Raw genomic sequence first — 18986 nt, forward strand, 5'->3', positions numbered from 1 at the left:
TACTCACTGTGGGTTGTGGTAACGGAACTGCACGTCCGAAAGGGAATTAAGACGCTCGCGACTCACCGTCACATGCGCTTTCCCGCCCTGCCCCTGCATCCAGCGGACGTACAGCCCTTCCAGTATTGCACAGAAGGCGTGACACCAGCGGCTTTGCTGGTCCTCACGGCGGCTTACGGGCAGCGCCAGATGGCGCAGGGTGAGGTCGGTGTCGGTGGTGTTGATCTCCACGCAGCCCCAACCAAAACGCGCCAGCTGGGCGTTGATGTTGGCTTCCAGTTCGCCCACCGTTTCTGATGGCGGCAACGGGAACTGTTCGGCCAGCGCCACGCCCATCTGATGCAGGAACGGCTGGCTCTCCAGCTCACCGACGTTACGCACCATGCCGTCAACGATCAGCGCCAGTAGGTCAAACCAGCCTTCCGGCGTTTGCTGCGCGCGAAACCAGCTCAGGATCGCAGGGTTTTCCAGCGTCGTTGTCATTATTTATCTCCCAGCATGTAGCGGAAATAGAGTCCCGCCGTACTTTCGTTATAGCTGCCAAAGGTGTCATAACCGACCTTGCCGCCGATGGTCATGTCTTTGTTGACGTTGTAATCGACCCCGGCGCGGACGGTGTAGCCAATGCCGTTTTCAGAGGTGCCTTTGTAGGTCGCTTCTTTCGCAAAGCCGCTCTCGACGGCCCCTTCCAGCAGTTGCTGCCAGTTGTCGTTAGTCGGGAAGTAGTCGCTGCTGTCCTGGCTGTAAGACTGGTAGCCCACCGAGCCGCCCAGTTTCAGCTTCCAGTTATCGATTTTTTGCGCGTAGTCGATCGGCAGCGAGACGCTAACGTAGTTCTGCGGGCTGAAGTATCCGCCCTGGCCGAAGGTAAACTGGCTGAGATTTTTTGAGAAATCCATCCAGCTCATGCTTAGCCCGGTTTTCACTTCGCGGAAGTCGTCGTGATAAGGACGCAGATAGACCCCGGCGTTCGCATTGATGCTGGTGTTGCTCGCCACCTTTTCACCGAGATAGCTGTAACCACCGCCGCCCGCGTAGAAACCGGCATCGCCGTCGTCATAACTCAGCTGCAGGCTGCCGCCGTTTTTAGTGACGCGCCCCCAGCGTTTGCCGGAATATTTGTCTTCCAGCCCCACGTAAGATAACAGGCTGTCTGTTACCGCGCGGCGCTCTCCGGTCATGATCAGCGACAGGTAATTGGTCAGTTTTGGCGACCATTTCACGCCGCCCACCAGCGTGCTCAGATCCTGTCCCAGCGGCGTGCTGCCGACATCAAGCCGATAATCCTTCCCGCTCAGCGCCATGTTCAGCTCCACGCCATTCGCTTTTTGCGCATCCGTAGAAACATCCCCTGGCTGATTGACGTTGGCCTTCAGGTTCGAGGCTTCAAGGTATTCCCCGACCTTGCCGCCGTCGTAGGCTCCAAGTTTCGCCAGATTCAGCTGGCCGTCGGAACTCGTCAGGTTAAAGTCGTTGCTGTCCAGATCGCCTAAACCCACCAGCGATGCAGCCCCCGGGTGCGCGGCAAGATAGGTTGCACGCTCCGTGGCATTCATCGCTGCAATAGCTTTCTGCTCGTTGGTCGCCGTTGCCACCATGTTCGACGCGGCGTTTGCCAGCGGATTAGAGCCGAAGCGGCGCCACGCGTCACCGCTGGCACTGCCCGCGCTGAGCGTAATGGGCGTCGCGGTGAATTCGAAGCGAGACTCACCAAACGGCGAGCTGGACCAGGTGAGCGGTGCTTTGGCTTCCGTCAGCTTGCTGGTGCCCGATTCGCCATCGCGCCCGCGTACGTCCACCCCGCCCTGCAGCCACATACCGGTCTGCTCGTTCATCTGCTGCATCATCTCATCGACCTGACGCAAGGTGCGGCTCTGGGCCGTCTCCTGCGGCAGATCGGGACGCGTGGTGCCCGGCAGCGTCGAGCCTGGCTCGCGTGCCGTTTGCGCCAGTTGCCACGGCAGCCCGTTATCACTGGAGGCCGTAGCGCCGACTGCCTGAGCAGTGCGGCTGGTACTTACGAACGGGTTATCCGCCAGCAGCAAACCGCCCATCGTCGGCGTCGCCGCGCTGTTGGTGGATTGCAGACCCAGCAGTTTGCCGCGTGCGCTGCGCAGATAGGTCATCGCCTGCTGATGGTTGCCCTGGGCTTCTTCCAGACGCGCCAGTAACACCAGGCGCTCCGGCGAGCTGTTATTTTGCAGCCCGTTGGCAAGCTGCTTCGCTTTCACCACGTTGTCTTCAGCCAGCGCCACGTCGATGGCGCCCGCGCGGGCATCCTGATCCGGCGTATCCCGCGTCATCAGGTAGTCGTAGACCACACCCGCCTCTTTGTTCATTTTGCCGGTCTGATACAGACGCGCCATCGCAAACATCAGGTCGGTATTTTGCGGATCGCTTTGCAGGGCGCGGATCAGTTTGTCATACGCTGCCGCATAGTTGCCCTGCTCGCGCAGCTGGTCGGCTTCGTTGATCACATATCCGTTACGCACGCCCGCCAGCTGAGTCGGCGTGCTGCGCGCCAGCAGTTCCGGATTCGCGAGGAAGCTCTGGGCTTCGCCGCTCAGCCCGGCCTGATTGAGCACTGACACCTGATCGGCGTAATCGCCCGCGTTACCCTGCACACCCTCACGCATATTGCTGCGCACCACCGCCACCGCGCCCGTCAGATCGCCACTTTGCGCCAGCATTCGCGCCAGTTTCCCCGCATCGGCCGGGTTTTCCGGTGGGCGCGTTGAGAGGGTTTTCAGGGTATTGGCCGCCGCGACGGAATTGCCCTGCGCCAGGTAACGCTCTGCCGTCGCCATTTGCAGGTTGTAGTTCACGCGCTGAGCCAGCTCGCGCATTTGCGGCGTCTGGCTGGCGGGTGAGATGCGCGACAGAATGGTTTGCGACTGCTGCCACGCTCCGTTTTCGCTGGCGAACAATGCCGCAGCATACAGCGAACTGGCCCCCGCCCCCTGACGAAACGCGGGCTGCATCACCGAAGCGGCTTCGCCGTCGGCACCGGATTTTTGCAGCAAACGTGCCAGATCGAGGCGGAGCCACGGATCGTCCGGCAGACGGGTAATCCCCTCGCGCAGAACCGCGATCGCCTGCTGAGTATTCCCGCTTGCCGCCGCCTGCTGCGCCTGACGACGAATCGGATCGCCCGGTAAACCGGTTACCACGCGCGGCTGAAGTTTCGCCTGCAAACTGGCGGGCAGCGTGCGCAGCATCGCCTGGGCTTCTGCGGTTTTGTTCTGCTCTTTCAGGACGTAATAGAGATTTTCCCGCGCGGCACCGTTGTTTGGCTGCTGGTTCAGCAGCTCGCGCAGGGTCTGTTCGGCCTGTGGATAATCTTTGTTGTGACGCAACACATCGGCGCGGAACAGGCGAGCCGCCGTGCCGCGTTCACCGCTTTGCTGCACCAACGGAGCCGAAAGCGCCAGCGCCTGGCTGACGTTGCCCTCTTTCAGCGCCTGCTGTGCCTGAGCGAGCTGACCGTAAAAGGCAGCGTCGTCGGCCTGCTGCTGGCGTTCGGTGGAGGCGTCGCCGCCCTGGCTGGCTGCGCGTCCGAGATACTGCGCGGCAGACTGATAGTCACCGCTGCGCTGCGCGATGTAGCCCATCCCGGCGAGCGCGTCGGCGTCCTGCGGGTTGGTTTGCAGCACCTGCTCAAACTGACGTCTGGCGGCATCGGTGTTGCCGCTGTTGAGCGCCGTGAAGCCTTCGCCTTTCGCCGCGCCGCCCACGTTTTTGCGGTAGTACGCCTGCACTTCGCTGTCCTGCGGATGGCGTTGCAGCCAGGTGTCGTAGAACTGCTCGTCACCTGCTTTTGGCCCTAACCACAGCAGGGCCTGACGCAGGCCTGCATCCGCGTCTTTGCTGCCGCTCGCCATCTGCTGCAGCTGAATGATCCCGTCGCGGCGCGTGCTCTCCTGCCAGGTGAGCATTTTGCCCAGCGCCACGCGTGCGGCGTTGTCCTGCGGATTTTGTGCCGCAAAACGCTGCAGCTCAGCCAGAGCCTCTGGATAGAGGGATTTGTCGCTGCCCATCGTCTGGTAATACTCCGGCGCGAGGCTCGCGGGCGGTGTGTCGCCGTTGAACAGCGTTTTCCAGGTCGCCAGCGCCGCCGGAATGTTTCCGCTGCGCGCCTGCTGGCGAGCCAGCGTCAGCGTGCCCTGCGGAACCTGAGTCATCTGTTTGGCATTATCCAGCGCCTGCAGGCCGCCATCATTTGGCGAGACGTTTGCCAGCCGCGCGCGCCACTGCGCCGCCGCCTGCAAATCGCCGTTTTGCTGCGCCCACAGGGCCATCAGGTAGAGCGCCTGGGTGTTGTTGGCATCGACCATCAACACCTTTTTCAGCGACTCGCTCGCCAGATCGTCGTGGGATTTTTCGTGCCAGTAGTTGGCCTGGTCAAACAGCGCCTTCAGCGCCGCCTCGTTTTGCGCCGCCTGCGCGGTGCCGCCAAAGGCCAGCACACCGGAAAGACAGAGGACCGATTGTAGACTGTTTTTTTTCACTTTCCGCTCTCCGGATTCAGGCGCTTACGCGCACGCTTTTTCAGCCAGGCGTACAAGCCCAGACCGGCCAGCGAACTCATGATCAGACCCAGGATCGCCAGCAGCGCCGAGTGCTGGTTGGCATACCAGACAATCATCATGTGGGCAGGCATTTCACCGCTCGGGAACTGCGAGCCGACGCGGAAACTGCGCACACCGTTTTCGTTGGTGATAATTGCCGCGTCGCCACGAATTCCGGCGTTGATGCGCGCGGAGGTTAAGTCGTCATGCAGGCGCGAGAGCTGGTCGTCGTTGCTGCCCAGCGCCATCACTACCAGGCGGTCGCTGCTCCACGGCGAGCGGAAGCTGACAAATCCGCGCCACGCTTCGTTGGAGGAGAAATAGCGGTCTGCTTCGACGCCGTCGGAGGTCCAGTCGCCCGCCAGCCAGCGCTGCAGTTTTTGCCAGGTCGACGGCGTACGCACGCCCAGCGTGTTGTCGTGGAAGGTAAACGGCGATGCGTTCAGCAGGGCCTGGTTAAAGTCGTGCTGCGCCATACCGCTGACCGCCAGCACATCACGCGTGCGCAGAAGCTCAAGATTGCCGCCTGCCGTGGGCACGCCAAGCACCACGCGATTGTTGTACAGCGCAGTGCCGGTGGCGTTACCGGAACGCGCCGCCATATCCAGCAGCGTGGCGATTTGCGTCTCCGTTGGCTGTTCAGGCAACAGCAGCACCGTCTGGGAGTAGTCCGCCAGACGCGTGAAGGGGAACGACGCGCCGACAAAGTAAGAGAGATTCGGCAGGAGCGAGAAGTGACGCGTGTGGCTCAGATCGATCCACGAGTCTTCATCGATGCGGCTCTTGATGTTGTTGTTCAGCAGCACGCTGCACGGCGCGTTCTCTTTCGCCGTGATGTTGAAATAGAGCGAGAGTTGGTTGTCGCCGTAAATCATGTACGGCTCAAGCGGCATATCAAACTTCTCCTGCCGCGCGTCGCCGCCCACTTTGTGCCATAAGGTTTCCAGCGCGCCCTGTTTGTTCACCGGCAGATTGTGCAGGAAGGTGTCGTTCAGGGTCATGCTGAGCCAGGACCGGTTTTCGTCAATCCAGCTCTCCGTCGGGAAACGGTAGCCGATGTGCAGCGGAATGGTTTCCCCGTCCCAGAGGAACAGGTCCGGCGCGGCGCGGAAAGCCACCCGCAGCGGCGCATGCCAGATCCCGGTGACGGTCAGGCTTTGATCCTTGCGGATCAGCTCCGAGAGCTTCACCGGACGATCCGTTGGGATCCAGCGCGGCGCATCGTAAGGCTTGCTCGTCGGGATCGTCTGCGCGGGGATCGACATGCTGGCGGTTTGCAGGGCAAAGTTGCCGCGCGTCAGTCGCCATGCCGCCGTGCGTAGCGCCGCGTCGTCGTTCCCGACGACCAGCAGCAGTTTGTACACCGGGTTCGCCGGGTTATCGATCACCTGCAGCATCGGCTCGGTGGATTGCGGCAGCGTCAGGCCGCCGATTTTGTCACCCGGATGGCCAATCAGAATGCCGTTTTTCTCCGGCAGGGTGTCGTGCAACGCCGCGAAAGAGACGCCGCGATAGTCAGCCTGAATCCCCAGCCAGGAGGAGATAAGCGCCGCTGCGCTGAGTGCGTCGCTGCTGAGCGTGGGGGCGAAGGCAAAAGCGATGGCCGCAGGCGTCATCTGCATACTGTCGAAGAACGGGCGCGGGAAATGGCTCAGGTCCGAGCCGATATCCAGCTGCTGCCCTTCCAGCTCGAACCGGGAATCCGGCAGGATGGTGACGCGATATTTATCCGACAGATCGCGCTGGCACTGCATCGCGTCGCCGTCGTTGATCTGCAGGCTCAGGTTATTGCTGGAGACCAGCAGCGCCGCCGGAATATCCAGCTGGAAGCGGGAGATATCGCTGTCCGCCGCGCCCAGAGGCACGGTACCCAGCGGCTGTCCGTTGAGCATCAGCTGCAGGGTGGCGTTACGTGTCGCCATCGCTGGCGAGACTTTCAGGTTCAGCGAGAGCTGGGCATTCGTGATCACCTGATCGACCGGCAGGGTGAAGTTCATTCCCCCCTGAAGCTGGCCGCCGCTCAAGACCAGCCCCTGCGGCTGGCCCATCTGCGCCACGCTGATGCTGTTTACCGTCGAAGGGACAAAAGTCGGAAGCGCAGCCGCCGTTGGCGCAGGCATTTCGACCGGTAGCAGCGAGGCGACGGTGGTCTCTTCGCTGTGGAGCGGCAATGCAAACAGTGATGCCGCAAGCAAGGTGAGTTTTGTCAGCTGTTTCATGCGTTGCCGTCCTCCTGCACCTGCGCTTGCGCACGCCGGTTTTCCCGACGCGTTTTCCACGTCAGCCAGAAGAGATCAAACACGCAGCGCACGATGGTGAACAGCGAACGGAATGGGTTGTCCTGCGGTTTCGGTGGCTGGATCCACGCATCTGCACGCGCGAGCACCACGCGCACCAGCTCACGGCGGCGCGCCAGAGGAATATCTTCGAACATCAGGCGGATAAAGTGTTCGTCCGTCGCGACAACGTTGACCGGAATGCTGATTGCGCCTGATTGCAGCAGCAGCTCGACCTCTTCGATGTCATCTGTCAGATGGCGATCGTCCGGCAGCTCTACGCGACAGCCGCCCATCGACAGATCGGCGGTCTGGCTACGGGAGGAAATCCCGCTGGCGTAGTGGATCAGCACCGGGATTTTGACCTCGATGCGGATGGTTTTGCGCGTCTGGCGCGTTTCCCGGGCGACGGCAATCGCCGCCAGCAGGAAGATCAGGCTGTAGAGTCCCCAACCGACGTTCAGGGCGATCACGCTCGGATCAACGCCGTAGTAGTCGTGAGCGCAGGCGCGGACGATACCGGCGATGACGCCAATGCCCAGCAGGATCGCAATCACCAGGTGCGGGCGCACGACGCGGAAATCGAAATAACCGACGTTAAGCAGCGCCCCTTTGTCCGTTACGTTGAACTTGCCGCGCTTCGGGAAAACCATGGTGACCACGGTGGGCAGTACCAGGTGGAACGCCAGCACCAGGTCATAGATTTCGCCCCAGAAGCTGTAGCGATAGCGGCCGTTCATGCGCGAGTTCAGGTAAATCGCCAGGAACAGATGCGGCAGCGCGTAGGCAAAGACCAGCCCCGCCGAGGAGTGGATAATGTTGAGATTAAACAGCAGATAGGCCAGCGGCGCGGTCAGGAAGGCGATGCGCGGCAGGGCAAACTGGTAGTAAAGCATGGCGCTGAGGTAGCACAGACGCTGCTGGATGGTCAGCCCGCGGCCAAAGAGTGGGTTGTCCAGACGGAAAATCTGCGTCATCCCGCGCGCCCAGCGCGTACGCTGAATAACGTGCAGCACCAGACGTTCGGTTGCGAGGCCTGCTGCCAGTGGAATATCGAGAAACGCGGATTTCCAGCCGAGACGCTGCATTTTCAGCGCGGTGTGGGCATCTTCCGTGACCGTTTCTACCGCGAAGCCGCCGATCTCCTCCAGCGCGCTGCGACGAATTACAGCACACGAACCGCAGAAGAAAGTAGCGTTCCAGTTGTCGTTGCCCTGCTGAATCGGGCCGTAGAACAGCGTCCCTTCGTTCGGGATATTGCGCCCGACGGAGAGGTTACGCTCGAACGGATCGGGTGAGTAGAAGTAGTGCGGCGTCTGCACCAGCGCCAGTTTCGGATCTTTCAGGAACCCGCCCACGGTGGCCTGCAGGAAAATGCGCGTGGCGACGTGGTCGCAGTCAAAAACGGTGATCAGCTCGCCCTGGGTGAGTTTCATCGCGTGGTTGAGGTTGCCCGCTTTCGCATGGGAATTGTCGTTGCGCGTGATGTATCCCACGCCGACATCTGCCGCAAAGACGGCGAACTCGCGACGCTTGCCGTCATCGAGCAGGTAGATCTTCATTTTGTCGCGCGGGTAGTCGATACATTGCGCGGCAAGGACCGTATCGCGCACTACATCCAGCGATTCGTTATAGGTGGGGATATAGACGTCGACCGTCGGCCAGAGCGACATGTCATCCGGCAGCGGCACGATCTCGCGCTTGAGCGGCCAGATGGTTTGCAGATAATTCAGCAAGAGCAGGACCCAGACGTAGACCTCTGCCAGAAAAAGTCCCATCCCGAGAATGGTCTCAATCTCGGAATTAAAATGCAGGGTTTGCGTCAGGCGGAAATACATATAGCGGGTCGACATCAATAATGACATCACCACCATAATCACGGAGATACTGCGTCTTTTGCTGAAGCCCATTAAAAACAGCAGGCCAATGCTAATAAAGCCAAAGATATATTGTTTCTGGCTGTCCATTGGCGTGATGACGATCAGCAGCGCGACGGGAAGCATTGCTAACGTCAGCAAAATATAAAGAAACTTTTTCATAGGTCGTCCTGGGTGGAGTTAAAACCCTGACTTACGCGGAAGGGTATGGACAGTGCCGTCGCCCACTTTTACGCCAAGAATACCTGCGACTTTTTTGGCAATAAGCTCAATGTCGAAGGCGGCGGCTGACGCCGGGCTAAAGTCGAATATGGACTGTTGAGAGGCGTTGGCTTCTCCGACGCTTTCATCGCGGTGAACCACACCCAGCAGCTTGTCGCCGAGTTTATTCTCCACGAAGGTGGTGACATCGCGGCTGATCTGACGGCGGTTGTCACTTTGGTTGAGGACGAAATAGTGTCCGGCTTTGTGGTTGAGCACCCCGCCCGTCAGGCGCTGATTATCAATTTGCGGCAGCAGTGAGAGTGAAGCGGTGTCTGCCAGCAGCGTGATCAGATGCAGATCGGCCAGGCGCGACATCGCTTTTAGCGCCGGTGACGGGCCAGGAGGAAAGTCAGCAACAATAATCAGGCCCGGATAGTTGAGCAGCGTACTCAGCCCGCGCGTGAGGAAGTGCTCATCGTTCTTGAGTCGCTCTTCAAACGCCATGCGCTGATCTTCGCTGGCGTCGCCGTACGGCAGCACGAACAGGTTTCCGCCCGCCGTGAGGACAAACTGGCTCCAGTCGGAGGATTCCGCGGCTTTGGCAACGTAACCCCGGCTGTCGGCAAGCGGCACGCCGAAGTGCAGACGCAGCGCGTTTTGCACATCAAAATCCAGCGCTAATACTTTGCTGCCCGAGCGCGCCAGCGCATAAGCCAGGTTTGCGGTCATGGTCGTTTTCCCCACGCCGCCCTTCGGCGAGCAAACGCAAACTAACGGCATGTGGCGATCCTTTCCAGCAGGGAATTGAGTGGCTGATTCTTTTCAGCCGCGGGTTTTGGCGCACTTGTAGCAGGCGCAAACAGACGTGAAAAATTCACCTCTGTCGGGGCATGGACGGGTGCCGGTGTCGCGACGCGAACCGGCGTAGGTGTGGGCATCGGGAGACTTTCTGCATGAGTAGCAAGTTGCTCAGCAACGCCCTGAAAAATCGACGAGGCGTTGGATGGAATGATATCGACAGCAGCAACATCGGGTAATGGCGTTGCCTCAGCCTGAGTGAAGGTCTCTGCACTGACAGGCTGCGGCGCGGCTAGAGACACATGCCCCCTGTGCGCGAAAGTATCGTTTTCAGCCTGTGGCTGAAGCTGGTTGAGAATGGCCCAACTCCCTTGCTCGCTCACCTGGTTTTGCCCTGAAAAGTCTTTGAAATCGAGCGCTTGATTGCGCGTTTTATCCTTAAATCGCTGCAAATCATCATAATGATTCATAGTTATACTCATGATTTACAAATAAATAATGTACACACCACGTTTTGACTACAGTGGCCATTCACGATCAACAGACGTGTTTTATTCAGGCGCAGGCGTACATTCACGTTTCGGTTTAAACCGAACGCTTATTTTTGGCATGTTTAAATTATGGGTTTATTACCGATTTGCTTATTTACGGCATAAGCTTAAACATCGACTCGACACATGCTAACTGTTTTTAACACATAAAAATATCGAAGTGTTTTTGGTTTAAACTAACCAAAACTGTGGCGATTTAGGAGGGAAAATAACAATAAAAGCAGCGTGATAAATTGCTAACTTGAAAATACTAAGAATTAAAAACCAACCAGGATGAATGTCATTTTAATAAAACGTTACCCTGTGAAATATTTAGAAATACTTTTATGTCGTTATTATTTTGAGAAAATCACTAACCCCTTCTTCTCATTACTGATCTTTGAAACCTACCCGTTTAGGTAGGGCGAGATAAATGGAGATTAAAAAAGGGAGCCAGTGGCTCCCTTTGATTATTCCGCGCTTCTGAGGGAGATTTCTCCGCCCACCCACGGCTTCAGAATGCCATCCTGTTCCAGCAGGAGTGCGCCCTGGGCGTTAATACCGCGTGAAATCCCGAAGATTTCTTTGTCGCCAATGATCAGTTTTACGGGACGATGAATAAAGTTATCCAGTTTCTCCCAGCGGGAGAGGAAAGGTGCAAGTCCGTCCTGCTCAAAGAGCGTCAACGCCTCACGCAGCTCTTTAATCAGACGAACGGCGAGCGTGTTGCGGTCCATCGTGATGCCCGCTTCCTGCAGCGTAATCCAGCCCTGGTTAACGATATCCGCCTGAACTTGTCGCATGACCATATTGAGACCTGCGCCGATCACGATTTGCGCCGCATCGCCGGTTTTGCCTGTCAGTTCCACTAATATGCCTGCAAGTTTACGATCGTTCAGGTAGAGATCGTTCGGCCATTTTACGCGGACTTTATCGGCACCGAGGTCATGTAACACTTCGGCCATCACAATGCCGATCACCAGACTTAAGCCAATTGCCGCCGCCGGGCCTTGCTCAAGGCGCCAGAACATCGACAGGTAAAGGTTGGCACCAAAGGGTGAGAACCATTTGCGGCCACGACGACCACGACCGGCTTGCTGGTATTCCGCGACGCAGCAGTCGCCGGAGTTGAGGGTGCTGATACGGTCGAGCAGATACTGATTCGTGGAATCGATAACCGGCAAGACCGTCACTTTACCCTGATCAAGCTGGCGGCAAATCACTGATTCATCCAGTAACTGGATAGGTTCGGGCAGGCTGTACCCTTTTCCCGGAACAGTGAAAACGTCCACACCCCAGTCGCGAAGGGTCTGAATATGTTTGTTAATGGCGGCACGACTCATCCCGAGATGTTCACCCAGCTGCTCGCCAGAGTGAAATTCCCCATCAGACAGGATGCTAATCAGCGTTAAGGGTACGGTGTTATCTTTCACGCAATCGTCTCCACGGCGTTCACTTCACCTGTACGACCGATAAAGCGAACTTCTGGCTCAAGCCAAACGTTGAATTTATCGCCTACGCACTGGCGAACGTGGTGCGCCAGACGCACAACATCTTCACTGGTCGCATTATTTTCATTGATTAACACCAGGGCTTGCTGGCGATGCACCGCTGCCCCCCCTTCAACCGCACCTTTTAACTGACATTGATCGATAAGCCAGCCCGCAGCCAGTTTTACACTGCCATCAGCCTGCGGATAATGTGGCGCGTTTGGCCATTGGGCGAGCAGCGTTTGCGCTGTTTCGCTGCTGATCACCGGGTTTTTGAAGAAGCTGCCGGCGTTTCCATTCACCTTTGGATCGGGCAGCTTTGTCATGCGCATGTGGCAGACGGCGTCGAACACTTCGCGAGCCGTTACGGTCTGCGGGTTAAGGCGAGTCAAATCACCGTACGTTAGTACTGGCTGCCACTGTTTTGCCAGGCGAAGTCCTACAGAAACAATGACATAACGATCCTGATACTCATGCTTGAAGATGCTGTCGCGGTAGCCAAAACGGCACTGTTCAGCGGTCAACCGGCTGGCTTTGCCCGTCGCCAGCTCAATGCAATCGACATACTCACAAACGTGTTTTAACTCGATGCCGTAGGCACCGATATTTTGAATGGGGGATGATCCTGCACAGCCGGGAATAAGCGCCAGATTTTCCAGGCCAGCCATTCCGTGTTCCAGGGTGAATTGCACCAGATTGTGCCAGTTTTCACCTGCCCCGACGTGCAAATACCAGCTGTCGTCTGTCTCGGTGACATCGATGCCTGAAATGCGGTTAACAATAACCGTACCGGCAAAATCATCAAGAAAGAGAACGTTACTTCCCTCACCAAGAATCAGGACAGGTTGGTGATTTTCAGTGGCGGTTTTCCACGCATCGAGCAGTTGCTGAGCGTTCTCTGCACGCACGATATTGTTAGCATTACGTTGAATGCCAAAGGTATTCCAGGGCTTAAGGGAGTGATTCATAGATGCTATCCTGATGCAAAATCAGGGATAGTTTACCGTATATGTGGGAGGATGGGGGATTAGTTTGACGCGTAGTAAAGGGGATCTGATGTACGACAAAAACGCAAAAAGGCCATCCTTGCGGATGGCCTTTTCACTTGTTTGATGCCTGGCAGTTCCCTACTCTCACATGGGGAGACCCCACACTACCATCGGCGCTACGGCGTTTCACTTCTGAGTTCGGCATGGGGTCAGGTGGGACCACCGCGCTAAAGCCGCCAGGCAAATTCTGTATCAACACGCATCTCTGCGTATCAATTAATCTGTATCAGCTGAAAATCGACTGTCTCTGCTTCGCCAAAACATCTTCGGCGTTGTAAGGTTAAGCCTCACGGTTCATTAGTACTGGTTAGCTCAATACATCGCTGCACTTACACACCCAGCCTATCAACGTCGTAGTCTTCAACGTTCCTTCAGGACTCTCAAGGAGTCAGGGAGAACTCATCTCGGGGCAAGTTTCGTGCTTAGATGCTTTCAGCACTTATCTTTTCCGCATTTAGCTACCGGGCAATGCCATTGGCATGACAACCCGAACACCAGTGATGCGTCCACTCCGGTCCTCTCGTACTAGGAGCAGCCCCCCTCAATTCTCCAGCGCCCACGGCAGATAGGGACCGAACTGTCTCACGACGTTCTAAACCCAGCTCGCGTACCACTTTAAACGGCGAACAGCCGTACCCTTGGGACCTACTTCAGCCCCAGGATGTGATGAGCCGACATCGAGGTGCCAAACACCGCCGTCGATATGAACTCTTGGGCGGTATCAGCCTGTTATCCCCGGAGTACCTTTTATCCGTTGAGCGATGGCCCTTCCATTCAGAACCACCGGATCACTATGACCTGCTTTCGCACCTGCTCGAGCCGTCACTCTCGCAGTCAAGCTAGCTTATGCCATTGCACTAACCTCCTGATGTCCGACCAGGATTAGCTAACCTTCGTGCTCCTCCGTTACTCTTTAGGAGGAGACCGCCCCAGTCAAACTACCCACCAGACACTGTCCGCAACCCGGATTACGGGTCTACGTTAGAACACCAGCCATTAAAGGGTGGTATTTCAAGGTTGGCTCCACGCAGACTGGCGTCCACGCTTCAAAGCCTCCCACCTATCCTACACATCAAGGACCAGTGTTCAGTGTCAAGCTATAGTAAAGGTTCACGGGGTCTTTCCGTCTTGCCGCGGGTACACTGCATCTTCACAGCGAGTTCAATTTCACTGAGTCTCGGGTGGAGACAGCCTGGCCATCATTACGCCATTCGTGCAGGTCGGAACTTACCCGACAAGGAATTTCGCTACCTTAGGACCGTTATAGTTACGGCCGCCGTTTACCGGGGCTTCGATCAAGAGCTTCGCGTTGCCGCTAACCCCATCAATTAACCTTCCGGCACCGGGCAGGCGTCACACCGTATACGTCCACTTTCGTGTTTGCACAGTGCTGTGTTTTTAATAAACAGTTGCAGCCAGCTGGTATCTTCGACTGGTTTCAGCTCCGTCCGCAGGGACTTCACCTACACACCAGCGTGCCTTCTCCCGAAGTTACGGCACCATTTTGCCTAGTTCCTTCACCCGAGTTCTCTCAAGCGCCTTGGTATTCTCTACCTGACCACCTGTGTCGGTTTGGGGTACGATTTGATGTTACCTGATGCTTAGAGGCTTTTCCTGGAAGCAGGGCATTTGTTACTTCAGCACCGTAGTGCCTCGTCATCACACCTCAGCGTTAAAAAGGTACCGGATTTACCTGGAACCTCCGCCTACATGCTTAAACCGGGACAACCGTCGCCCGGCTAACATAGCCTTCTCCGTCCCCCCTTCGCAGTAACACCAAGTACAGGAATATTAACCTGTTTCCCATCGACTACGCCTTTCGGCCTCGCCTTAGGGGTCGACTCACCCTGCCCCGATTAACGTTGGACAGGAACCCTTGGTCTTCCGGCGAGCGGGCTTTTCACCCGCTTTATCGTTACTTATGTCAGCATTCGCACTTCTGATACCTCCAGCATGCCTCACAGCACACCTTCAACGGCTTACAGAACGCTCCCCTACCCAACAACACCTAAGTGTCGCTGCCGCAGCTTCGGTGCATGGTTTAGCCCCGTTACATCTTCCGCGCAGGCCGACTCGACCAGTGAGCTATTACGCTTTCTTTAAATGATGGCTGCTTCTAAGCCAACATCCTGGCTGTCTGTGCCTTCCCACATCGTTTCCCACTTAACCATGACTTTGGGACCTTAGCTGGCGGTCTGGGTTGTTTCCCTCTTCACGACGGACGTTAGCACCCGCCGTGTGTCTCCCGTGATAACATTCTTCGGTATTCGTAGTTTGCATCGGGTTGGTAAGCCGGGATGGCCCCCTAGCCGAAACAGTGCTCTACCCCCGAAGATGAGTTCACGAGGCGCTACCTAAATAGCTTTCGGGGAGAACCAGCTATCTCCCGGTTTGATTGGCCTTTCACCCCCAGCCACAAGTCATCCGCTAATTTTTCAACATTAGTCGGTTCGGTCCTCCAGTTAGTGTTACCCAACCTTCAACCTGCCCATGGCTAGATCACCGGGTTTCGGGTCTATACCCTGCAACTTAACGCCCAGTTAAGACTCGGTTTCCCTTCGGCTCCCCTATACGGTTAACCTTGCTACAGAATATAAGTCGCTGACCCATTATACAAAAGGTACGCAGTCACCCCATAAAGAGGCTCCCACTGCTTGTACGTACACGGTTTCAGGTTCTTTTTCACTCCCCTCGCCGGGGTTCTTTTCGCCTTTCCCTCACGGTACTGGTTCACTATCGGTCAGTCAGGAGTATTTAGCCTTGGAGGATGGTCCCCCCATATTCAGACAGGATACCACGTGTCCCGCCCTACTCTTCGAGTTCACAACGTGTGCATTTTTGTGTACGGGGCTGTCACCCTGTATCGCCGGACTTTCCAGACCGTTCCACTAACACACGCGCTGATTCAGACTCTGGGCTCCTCCCCGTTCGCTCGCCGCTACTGGGGGAATCTCGGTTGATTTCTTTTCCTCGGGGTACTTAGATGTTTCAGTTCCCCCGGTTCGCCTCATGCCACTATGTATTCATGACATGATAGTGTGTCGGAACACACTGGGTTTCCCCATTCGGGTATCGCCGGGTCAAAGGTTCATATCACCTCGCCGACGCTTATCGCAGATTAGCACGCCCTTCATCGCCTCTGACTGCCAGGGCATCCACCGTGTACGCTTAGTCGCTTAACCTCACAACCCGAAGATGTTTCGTAAAACATCATCGTGTCGCGAAAATTTGAGAGACTCGAACACACCGTCACTCTGTTCTTATTACGGAGAACAGACGCAGCGTGTCGTTTCAATTTTCAGCTTGATCCAGATTTTTAAAGAGCAAAACTTCGCAGTGAACCTTTTCAGGTACACTCTGAAGTTTTCTTGTTGTTCGCAGTAAAAGGATGGTGGAGCTATGCGGGATCGAACCGCAGACCTCCTGCGTGCAAGGCAGGCGCTCTCCCAGCTGAGCTATAACCCCATCACAAATGCTAAATCTCATTACCGGTAATTTATACTGAGACAAGGCGTGGAAGGACGAAGCATACTGAAGTATGCGAGCCGTTTCACAACGCAGTATCAGGATAAATTTGGTAGGCCTGAGTGGACTTGAACCACCGACCTCACCCTTATCAGGGGTGCGCTCTAACCACCTGAGCTACAAGCCTGCAGAGATTTTTTACTGCTTATTTTTCATCAGACAATCTGTGTGGACACTACAAAGGCAGGTTCTTTCAGGTAAGGAGGTGATCCAACCGCAGGTTCCCCTACGGTTACCTTGTTACGACTTCACCCCAGTCATGAATCACAAAGTGGTAAGCGCCCTCCCGAAGGTTAAGCTACCTACTTCTTTTGCAACCCACTCCCATGGTGTGACGGGCGGTGTGTACAAGGCCCGGGAACGTATTCACCGTAGCATTCTGATCTACGATTACTAGCGATTCCGACTTCATGGAGTCGAGTTGCAGACTCCAATCCGGACTACGACGTACTTTATGAGGTCCGCTTGCTCTCGCGAGGTCGCTTCTCTTTGTATACGCCATTGTAGCACGTGTGTAGCCCTACTCGTAAGGGCCATGATGACTTGACGTCATCCCCACCTTCCTCCAGTTTATCACTGGCAGTCTCCTTTGAGTTCCCGGCCGAACCGCTGGCAACAAAGGATAAGGGTTGCGCTCGTTGCGGGACTTAACCCAACATTTCACAACACGAGCTGACGACAGCCATGCAGCACCTGTCTCACGGTTCCCGAAGGCACTAAAGCATCTCTGCTAAATTCCGTGGATGTCAAGAGTAGGTAAGGTTCTTCGCGTTGCATCGAATTAAACCACATGCTCCACCGCTTGTGCGGGCCCCCGTCAATTCATTTGAGTTTTAACCTTGCGGCCGTACTCCCCAGGCGGTCGACTTAACGCGTTAGCTCCGGAAGCCACTCCTCAAGGGAACAACCTCCAAGTCGACATCGTTTACGGCGTGGACTACCAGGGTATCTAATCCTGTTTGCTCCCCACGCTTTCGCACCTGAGCGTCAGTCTTTGTCCAGGGGGCCGCCTTCGCCACCGGTATTCCTCCAGATCTCTACGCATTTCACCGCTACACCTGGAATTCTACCCCCCTCTACAAGACTCTAGCCTGCCAGTTTCGAATGCAGTTCCCAGGTTGAGCCCGGGGATTTCACATCCGACTTGACAGACCGCCTGCGTGCGCTTTACGCCCAGTAATTCCGATTAACGCTTGCACCCTCCGTATTACCGCGGCTGCTGGCACGGAGTTAGCCGGTGCTTCTTCTGCGAGTAACGTCAATCACTGTGGTTATTAACCACAATGCCTTCCTCCTCGCTGAAAGTACTTTACAACCCGAAGGCCTTCTTCATACACGCGGCATGGCTGCATCAGGCTTGCGCCCATTGTGCAATATTCCCCACTGCTGCCTCCCGTAGGAGTCTGGACCGTGTCTCAGTTCCAGTGTGGCTGGTCATCCTCTCAGACCAGCTAGGGATCGTCGCCTAGGTGAGCCGTTACCCCACCTACTAGCTAATCCCATCTGGGCACATCTGATGGCAAGAGGCCCGAAGGTCCCCCTCTTTGGTCTTGCGACGTTATGCGGTATTAGCTACCGTTTCCAGTAGTTATCCCCCTCCATCAGGCAGTTTCCCAGACATTACTCACCCGTCCGCCGCTCGTCACCCGAGAGCAAGCTCTCTGTGCTACCGCTCGACTTGCATGTGTTAGGCCTGCCGCCAGCGTTCAATCTGAGCCATGATCAAACTCTTCAATTTAAGTTTGATGCTCGTGAATTAAACTTCGTAATGAATTACGTATGTTCACTCAGAGACTTTGGTATTCATTTAGCGTCTTGCGACGTTAGAATCCATGTCACTTTGAGTGCCCACACAGATTGTCTGATAAATTGTTAAAGAGCAGTGCCGCTTCGTTTTTCTCAACGGCGCGGGGTGTGCATATTACGCTTTCCCGCTTCAGAGTCAAGCTTTATTTTCGCTTATCTCTGTTGGTGTTCATCTCTGAACCCCGCTAACCCGGCGGCGTGTATGCCGTTGTTCCGTGTCAGTGGAGGCGCATTATAGGGAGTTATTCTGGGGTGACAAGCATAAAATCGAAAAAAGTTATCGTTCGCTTATTTTTCAAACTCACCGTCGATTAAACCCGCGAATCGACCGTTAATTGCGCGATTTCCCGCGCAAAACTGGCCACCTGCGGCCAGTCCGTATAAACCACTTCTTTACGGGTATCGGTCTCCCCCCCGGTCATCTTCATAATGAGGCGGATCATAAAGCGGTCATACCAGCTATAGCGTGGATAACGCAGTGCGCCCGCAAACACAGCACAGAGTTCTGGCTGCCACGGCGAGTTCAATAAAAACTTACGCGTATAGCTGTTGGTCTGCGGCGTGCGTTTCTCCGCTTTACGTGCGACCAGGTTCACCGAATAGAACGCACCAGGCAGGCTGTTTAGTGTCGCCAGATGTTTTTTCACAAAGCGATCCAGCGCAGGATGGAAATGGCCATAACGAATAGAAGCGCCAATCACCACGCGATCGTAATCCTGCCAGTGAATCTCTTCCGTCCGATTGAGATTCACCACATCAGCGTAAACGCCCTGCTCTTTCAATTCAGACGCCAGATAAAAGGCAATCTCACGCGTCTGACCATCTCGTGTCGAAAATAAAATAAGTGTCTTCACCAGCTAGAT

9 protein-coding genes, 2 tRNA genes and 3 rRNA genes are annotated in these 18986 nt (G+C 56.1%); all 14 read right to left on the bottom strand.

Annotation, left to right across the window (positions count from 1 at the left end; genetic code table 11):
• Positions 1-3: 3 nt before the first annotated feature.
• The 14 genes from bcsD to hemG all read right to left on the bottom strand — a co-directional run bounded on the left by bcsD (position 4) and on the right by hemG (position 18977).
• Complete coding sequence (gene bcsD / locus ACB496_RS21265; RefSeq protein WP_129034738.1) at positions 4-483, bottom strand: cellulose biosynthesis protein BcsD; 480 nt, start codon at positions 481-483, stop codon at positions 4-6.
• A complete protein-coding gene (locus ACB496_RS21270) occupies positions 483-4508 on the bottom strand; it encodes a cellulose synthase subunit BcsC-related outer membrane protein (RefSeq protein ID WP_371973685.1) in 4026 nt (1341 codons plus the stop codon). Before ACB496_RS21270 ends, bcsD begins: the two co-directional genes overlap by 1 nt.
• Complete coding sequence (bcsB, locus tag ACB496_RS21275) at positions 4505-6787, bottom strand: cellulose biosynthesis cyclic di-GMP-binding regulatory protein BcsB (RefSeq protein ID WP_371973687.1); 2283 nt, start codon at positions 6785-6787, stop codon at positions 4505-4507. The genes ACB496_RS21270 and bcsB overlap by 4 nt, the downstream gene beginning before the upstream one ends.
• A complete protein-coding gene (gene bcsA / locus ACB496_RS21280; protein WP_107702658.1) occupies positions 6784-8883 on the bottom strand; it encodes a UDP-forming cellulose synthase catalytic subunit in 2100 nt (699 codons plus the stop codon). Before bcsA ends, bcsB begins: the two co-directional genes overlap by 4 nt.
• Positions 8884-8901: 18 nt before the next feature.
• A complete protein-coding gene (bcsQ, locus tag ACB496_RS21285) occupies positions 8902-9705 on the bottom strand; it encodes a cellulose biosynthesis protein BcsQ (RefSeq protein ID WP_129034734.1) in 804 nt (267 codons plus the stop codon).
• On the bottom strand, positions 9696-10193 hold the full coding sequence (gene bcsO / locus ACB496_RS21290; RefSeq protein WP_371973690.1) for a cellulose biosynthesis protein BcsO: 498 nt from the start codon (positions 10191-10193) through the stop codon (positions 9696-9698). Before bcsO ends, bcsQ begins: the two co-directional genes overlap by 10 nt.
• A gap of 530 nt (positions 10194-10723) precedes the next feature.
• Positions 10724-11686, bottom strand: coding sequence for a bifunctional biotin--[acetyl-CoA-carboxylase] ligase/biotin operon repressor BirA (gene birA / locus ACB496_RS21295; protein WP_102105261.1), 963 nt, complete (start codon positions 11684-11686; stop codon positions 10724-10726).
• Positions 11683-12711 carry a UDP-N-acetylmuramate dehydrogenase gene (murB, locus tag ACB496_RS21300; protein WP_371973692.1) on the bottom strand — a complete coding sequence of 343 codons (1029 nt, stop codon included), beginning with the start codon at positions 12709-12711 and terminating at the stop codon, positions 11683-11685. The genes birA and murB overlap by 4 nt, the downstream gene beginning before the upstream one ends.
• 146 nt (positions 12712-12857) lie before the next feature.
• A 5S ribosomal RNA gene (rrf, locus tag ACB496_RS21305) occupies positions 12858-12973 on the bottom strand.
• Between the two features lie 95 nt (positions 12974-13068).
• Positions 13069-15974: ribosomal RNA gene (locus ACB496_RS21310) — 23S ribosomal RNA — on the bottom strand.
• Positions 15975-16181: 207 nt separating this feature from the next.
• Positions 16182-16257 (bottom strand) — tRNA-Ala (locus ACB496_RS21315).
• A gap of 110 nt (positions 16258-16367) precedes the next feature.
• Positions 16368-16444 (bottom strand) — tRNA-Ile (locus ACB496_RS21320).
• A 71-nt stretch (positions 16445-16515) separates the two neighbouring features.
• Positions 16516-18055, bottom strand: a 16S ribosomal RNA gene (locus tag ACB496_RS21325).
• The 16S, 23S and 5S rRNA genes sit together here with 2 tRNA genes alongside, the layout of an rRNA operon.
• A 379-nt stretch (positions 18056-18434) precedes the next feature.
• Positions 18435-18977: a menaquinone-dependent protoporphyrinogen IX dehydrogenase gene (gene hemG / locus ACB496_RS21330; protein ID WP_312070246.1), complete on the bottom strand. Its 543-nt coding sequence runs from the start codon at positions 18975-18977 to the stop codon at positions 18435-18437.
• Positions 18978-18986 lie beyond the last annotated feature (9 nt).

This window comes from Lelliottia nimipressuralis (assembly GCF_041464075.1).
GTDB classification, from domain to species: domain Bacteria; phylum Pseudomonadota; class Gammaproteobacteria; order Enterobacterales; family Enterobacteriaceae; genus Enterobacter; species Enterobacter nimipressuralis.